Annotated in this window: 3 protein-coding genes; 1 reads left to right on the top strand and 2 read right to left on the bottom strand. The window is 70.6% G+C overall.

All coding sequences use genetic code 11. The features are described 5' to 3' along the window. Positions 1-222 (top strand): hypothetical protein (locus V6M57_RS10935; RefSeq protein ID WP_332815023.1); only part of this gene is annotated, 222 nt, incomplete at its 5' end. On the opposite strand, the gene V6M57_RS10930 is transcribed toward V6M57_RS10935, so the two are convergent. Next, positions 212-865, bottom strand: a complete 654-nt coding sequence (locus V6M57_RS10930) for an HAD-IA family hydrolase (protein WP_332815022.1) — start codon at positions 863-865, stop codon at positions 212-214. The two genes, V6M57_RS10935 and V6M57_RS10930, sit on opposite strands and share 11 nt — an antisense overlap. Then, a partial coding sequence (locus V6M57_RS10925) for a Tm-1-like ATP-binding domain-containing protein (RefSeq protein ID WP_332815021.1) occupies positions 862-2,100 on the bottom strand: 1,239 nt, incomplete at its 5' end. The genes V6M57_RS10925 and V6M57_RS10930, both read right to left, overlap by 4 nt.

Genomic DNA, 2,100 nt, shown 5'->3' with positions numbered 1-2,100 from the left:
GCGCAGGCCCTGGTGCACACGCTACAGGGCATGCGTGGCCCCATCACCCGGGCCAGCGTGGCGCAGGCCCTGGCGAACATGGCGCCCTGGCGCAGCGGCATGATGGAGCAGCCCTTCCGGGTCGGCGCCGACGGCCGCCACCAGCTCAACCGCAGCGCCCTGCCGATGAAGCTGGAGGCGGGCAAGTGGCGCATCGCGCACGCCCAATGGATCAGCGAGTGAGCCCCAACAGGTGCCGGGCCGTCGCGAACGACGCGGCGGGTTGCAGCACATCGAAGTGCACCACCTGCAGGCCGGCGCGCACGCCGCCGTCGGCGTTGCGCTTCTGGTCGTCGACGAACACACAGGCGTTGGCGGGCAGCCCCAGTGCCTCGGTCACGGCCTCGTAGGCGCGCGGGTCGGGCTTGAGGATGCCGGTGTGGGTCGCATCCACGATCACGTCGAACAGCTGCAGCAGCGGCAGGCGGCTGCGGAAATCGGCGCCGTAGAACAGGTCCAGCTCGTTGGAGAGGATGGCCAGCTTCTTCCCGGCGGCTTTCGCTGCACAGATGATCGAGACCGCCTCGGGCCGGATCACAGCCTCCACGTCGGCGCCGCGTGCGCGCTGCACGAAGGTTTCCATGCGGTCCCAGTCCTCGCCGAGCAGGCGGCCGACCTCGCGGGTGCGGGCCATCCAGTAGTCGCGCTCGCCGAGCTTGTCGGCCTGCATGTCCTGCCAGAGCGGGTCGGAAGCAGGGTCGAACGGCCCCTTCCAGGTGAGGGTTCCGGGTGCCAGGCCCAGGGCCTTTTCCGACAGCGCGTGCGTCTCGAACAGCATGCGGCTGATGACGCCGCCGAAGTCCAGCACCAGGGCTTTGGCCGTCATGCCGCCTTCCTTTCGTCGGCCGCATCGACCACGCCCGGCGGCACCAGGCCCGCCGCCACCCAGCCATCAAACACGCGCAGCGCGGCCTGGACAAAGGCCTCGTCGTTGATGTGCGCGTCCACCGGCTGGAACACCGTGCCGGGCGCGATCACATGGACCATTTCGTCGGTAAAGGCCTTCAGGCCCTCGGGGTCGTGCAATGGCTCGCCCGGCCGGTCCCACTGCTCCACGCCGCCCGTGGGCAGCAGCAGGCAGGTCGGGCCGGTCGCCTGCTCCAGCCGGTCGGCGATGGCACGCGCCACGTGGCGCCGCATCTCGGGGTCGATGCAGACCGAGGCGATCAGGCGGTTGTGCTCGTGCACCGAGCGGCCTTCAAATTGCGAAGGGCAGCGCGTCCAGGCCGGGAAGTCGACCATGTCGGTGGCGCCGGGCGCCACGATCTGCGGCACACCCGCGCGGCCCGCGCCCAGCAGGCGCTCGCTGCCCGCGCTCACGCAGCTGCCAGCCAAATCGTTCACCAGCTCCTGCAGGCTGAAGTCCATCACGCAGGCGAAGTAGCCGCGCCGCGCCAGGTCTTCGAACGCGCGCCCGCCCATGCCGGTGGTGTGGAACACCGCCAGCTCGTAGCCACGCGCCTCCAGCGCGGGCCTGAGCTTCTTCATATAAGAGAGCGCGCTGCTGCCCAGCGAGGTCATGCCCACCACCGGGCGCGGGTCGGCCTCGGCGGCACGCGCCATGCAGGCGCCCACCACCGCACCCGCGGCCTGGCCCAGGGCGGCCTTGCACAGCCGGTTCAGGCCGTACAGGCCGCCGGCCCACAGCCGCATGATCAGGTCCGGCGGGATGCGGTCGGGCGGGATCAGGGGCGAGTACGCGATGGTGGACAGCACCACCTTCGGGCAGCCCAGCGGCAGCGCGTTGGCCACGTCCAGCGCGAGATCGGTGCCCATGGTGCCGCCCAGGGCCAGCAGGCCGTCGAAGCGGCCTTCAAGGTACCACTGGTTGGCGATCAACGCGGCCCCCTCGGCCATGAGCTTCATGGACGTGTTCTCGTCGCCCGTCTCCATCACCTGCTGCAGCGTCACACCGGCTGCTGCCGCCACCTCGGTGTTGAGGATGTCGGGCGTGAAGCCCCCCCGACCGAGCACGCCCACGTCCATCACCAGGGCCGTGCCACCGCAGGCCTCGACCGACTCGCGCAGGTAGGCCATCTCGTCGCTCTTGGTGTCGACGGT

Origin of the sequence: Ramlibacter sp. (assembly GCF_036676645.1) — a bacterium.
GTDB lineage: Bacteria > Pseudomonadota > Gammaproteobacteria > Burkholderiales > Burkholderiaceae_C > Ramlibacter.
Note: the sequence above shows the minus strand (reverse complement) of the source record. Positions and strands in the feature narration are given on the sequence as shown.

What these genes read in the sequence shown, in the direction of transcription:
- V6M57_RS10930 (WP_332815022.1), bottom strand. Translation starts at nt 865, where the DNA reads ATGACGGCCAAAGCCCTGGTGCTGGACTTCGGCGGCGTCATCAGCCGC.